Origin of the sequence: Micromonospora sp. NPDC049580, from assembly GCF_040675595.1 — a bacterium.
Lineage (GTDB): Bacteria > Actinomycetota > Actinomycetes > Mycobacteriales > Micromonosporaceae > Micromonospora.
On sequence record NZ_JBFAPG010000829.1, the window covers coordinates 1 to 1,184 of the forward strand.

2 pseudogenes are annotated in these 1,184 nt (G+C 74.4%); both read right to left on the reverse strand.

Going from position 1 to position 1,184, the window contains the following annotated elements:
* Positions 1 to 34: 34 nt before the first annotated feature.
* Positions 35 to 208: pseudogene (locus AB0J68_RS32395) on the reverse strand (SigB/SigF/SigG family RNA polymerase sigma factor); the annotation flags it as partial.
* A gap of 221 nt (positions 209 to 429) precedes the next feature.
* Positions 430 to 1,184 (reverse strand): annotated as a pseudogene (locus AB0J68_RS32400) (hypothetical protein); the annotation flags it as partial.

Here is a 1,184-nt window from a genome sequence, read left to right on the forward strand (position 1 = left end):
TGACTGGATTTCAGTCGTGTGCTATTCCGATCTGTCGCCCGGCGAACGGCAGCGCGAAGCGCACCAGGTCGTCGCGGGCCTCTCCCCGCCGCTCCGGCGGCAGCCCCTCGATCCGGGCCGCGTACGCCAGCGCCGCCGCGTCCAGGTCCTCCAGACCACGCTCGGTGGGTGGTGGTGTGGTCGTGGTCGTGCTCGTCTGTCCGAACATCCGCGCCTCCCTCAGGAAGGTCCCCCGCCCGGATCGGGAAACCGGTCGTGCGCGTGGTCGGGCCACGCACCGGGCCGGAAAGTGGGTCAGTGACTGGGATGCCAGCGGGCGACAACGCCTCTACGCAGCGCAATCAGGCCGTCGCAGCCAGCGATGTTCCCGCTCCGTAGGTACTCAATCACGGGACCCCGGGTTCGCGAGGAAGTTTCGGCGTGCTCCCCTCAGGAGACGAGCAACCCCTGGTGGCCGCCGCTGTCGCGGAGCACCGACAGGGCCTCAGCGGCCCCCAGCGGGGGCGGAGCGGGCAGGTCGTACGGCTGGGCGCGCAGGACCTCGGTGGCCCGGCGCGTCGGCACGGACGTCACCGGATAGCCCCGGGCGGAGGTCCGGTCCAGCGCCCGCCGCCGCCGGCCGAAGCCCGCGACGGCCAACCACTGCGGCAGCCCGGCCAGCGCGGGCGAACGCATCCCGGGAGGCTCGGGCAGGACGTCCACCGAGCTGAACGTCTCGCTGCCGGCGAGCCACCACTCGGCCTCGTCGACGCTGCGCCGGGTGGCGTTCTCACACCAGTACGGCACCAGTCCCGCCCGTACCACCTGCCACGGATCGAGCAGCCGGCCACACTCCACCACCAACCGGTCACCGGTCTTGCCGGCGGCCCGCAGCCACCGCCGGTACAGGTCGGCCACGCCCGCGCTCAGCGCCGCCGGCCGGGGCACCAGCACCTGGTGCAGCGGATGCTGCCGGCGGGCGGCCCAGTCCCGCGTGGTCCGCTCGAAGTCCGCGTCCACGCCGTGCTCGGCGTCGCCCGACGGCGCCGACACCTCCGGCGGCGCCCACTGGGCGGCGTCCCCGCCCACGGCGCGCAGGACCTGCCGCAGGGCATGGCTGTCGGGGTGGAAGTCCACCGGGTCCAGCCCGCTGGCCGGGCAGCCGACCTGGAAGCTGTGCCCGGGCCCCCGCTCCGACACCGGCC